Genomic DNA, 2,230 nt, shown 5'->3' on the forward strand with positions numbered 1-2,230 from the left:
GCTGGCTGTTTTACGCGTATGACAGGATACGGAGGACGGTTGTGGCGCACGTCTTCGGTGAACGCACTCTGGCCACACTGGAGCGTCTTCTGAGCCTGCTGTCGGCCTTTGAGGTCGTGGTATGGATGACGGATGGCTGGCCGCTGTATGAATCACGCCTGAAGGGAAAGCTGCACGTTATCAGCAAGCGTTACACTCAGCGCATTGAGCGACATAATCTGAATCTGAGACAACATCTGGCAAGGCTGGGACGGAAGTCACTGTCGTTCTCAAAATCGGTGGAGCTGCATGACAAGGTCATCGGGCATTATCTGAACATAAAACACTATCAGTAAGTTGGAGTCATTACCTGAAGTGATTAAGAAGTTATAGAGTAACAGGGAATTAATAAGATTCTTTTCTCTGAGACGCCAGAATATTTGTTCTGGCGTCTGATTTTGAGTTTATTTGACTAATGAAAATAGATCATTGAGTGATTCGCTCATCGACGGATGAGTAAATATCTGATCGCGTAATATGCTATAAGGCAGCCCGGCATCCATCACCATTTTACTATATTAATCATCTCGTGGGAGTCAACACACAGCAGTGATGCCCCTAATATACGTTGGGTTTTATTATCAACAATCGCTTTTAATACCCCACGGGTATCGTTCATCACTCTGGCACGCGGAATTGCAGCTACAGGCAATATCACCACCTGAATATCAGCACCACTCTCTCTGGCTTGTTCTTCTGTCATACCAACCCTGGACAGGGGCGGTGTCATAAATACGGAATAAGGCACATTTTTCCGATCATCAGTACTACGTTTGCCTTCACCCAGTAACTCATCACGTACAATGCGGTAATCATCCAGTGATATGTAAGTAAATTGCAGCCCGCCGGTAACATCTCCCATCGCCCAAATATTGTCTGCGGTGGTATGTAATCGCTTGTCAACGACAATTGCCCCGCGCTCGTTTACTGCGATACCGGCATTTTCTGGATGTAACGAAGCGGTAGCCGGTTGACGACCGGAAGCTATTAACAGTGCATCCACCGCCAGTTGGGCGTGCTCGCTATGCACTTGCACTTGATTTTCATGGTGACTGATTCGCTCCACATGGGCATTGAGGATAATATCGACGCCCTGATCGCGTAAAATCGTCGCGATATTATCAGCAATATCCCGATCTTCCCGAGGCAAAAACAGCGAAGCTGCTTCTAAAATGGTTACCTTGCTGCCAAAATTAGCGAACATAGAGGCGAACTCAACGCCAATATATCCGCCGCCCAAAATACCTAAATGCCCAGGCAATTCTTTTAGATTAAATAATCCGGTGCTGTCATATACTCCTGGCGTGGTGGTAATTCCAGGAATTGGCGGAACCACGGTTTGTGCACCGGTATTAATAAAAATTTTCTCGCCATGAATCTCCAGATTTCCCTCAGGCCGATGAACACGCAGGCTATGATTATTGATAAACTCCGCCTGGCCGTCGATCACGTCGATATTAGGCATATCCGCAAGATTATGAAAATTCTTATTACGTAAAAAATTAACCACTTCATTTTTACGCTGTATGGCACGGACAAAATCTGTGTGCTGCTGTGCGTCATGAACCAATGTTTTAGTTGGGATGCAGCCGATATTAATACAGGTCCCGCCATACATTGCATTTGATTGTTCGATGAGAGCCACTCGCCAACCTGCTTTTGCCAGCGTGACGGCTAATGTTTTTCCAGCCTTGCCAAAACCAATAATAACTGCCTGATATTTATTCATGATGATTTCCTGTCGAAACGCGTTCATTTGACATCATGACTATAGACGCAAAAGAGCAAATACCATTTCTTCACAACGCTTGATATTTTGTCTTATCGTCTGGTATTTTCTTTTTCCTAATCAGAATCACAAAACAAAAATCATGATTAACTATTTGATGGTATTAGATTAGTTATTTACTAAGATTGTTGGGTAATGACTCCAACTTATTGATAGTGTTTTATGTTCAGATAATGCCCGATGACTTTGTCATGCAGCTCCACCGATTTTGAGAACGACAGCGACTTCCGTCCCAGCCGTGCCAGGTGCTGCCTCAGATTCAGGTTATGCCGCTCAATTCGCTGCGTATATCGCTTGCTGATTACGTGCAGCTTTCCCTTCAGGCGGGATTCATACAGTGGCCAGCCATCCGTCATCCATATCACCACGTCAAAGGGTGACAGCAAGCTCATAAGACGCCCC

Annotated in this window: 1 protein-coding gene and 2 pseudogenes; 1 reads left to right on the forward strand and 2 read right to left on the reverse strand. The window is 45.4% G+C overall.

Translation table 11 applies throughout. From position 1 onward, the window contains the following. Positions 1 to 335 (forward strand): annotated as a pseudogene (locus BFF42_RS15360) (IS1-like element IS1X2 family transposase); the annotation flags it as partial. 108 nt (positions 336 to 443) lie between these two features. On the opposite strand, the pseudogene rclA reads toward BFF42_RS15360, so the two are convergent. Together rclA and BFF42_RS15370 are read right to left on the reverse strand one after the other, a co-directional pair. Continuing rightward, positions 444 to 1,768: pseudogene (rclA, locus tag BFF42_RS15365) on the reverse strand (reactive chlorine resistance oxidoreductase RclA). A 206-nt stretch (positions 1,769 to 1,974) separates the two neighbouring features. Further along, positions 1,975 to 2,230: IS1 family transposase (locus tag BFF42_RS15370; RefSeq protein WP_000474469.1), on the reverse strand; the 256-nt coding region annotated here is incomplete at its 5' end.

The organism is Shigella sp. FC1661 (assembly GCF_001712525.1).
Taxonomy (GTDB): Bacteria; Pseudomonadota; Gammaproteobacteria; order Enterobacterales; family Enterobacteriaceae; genus Escherichia; species Escherichia coli.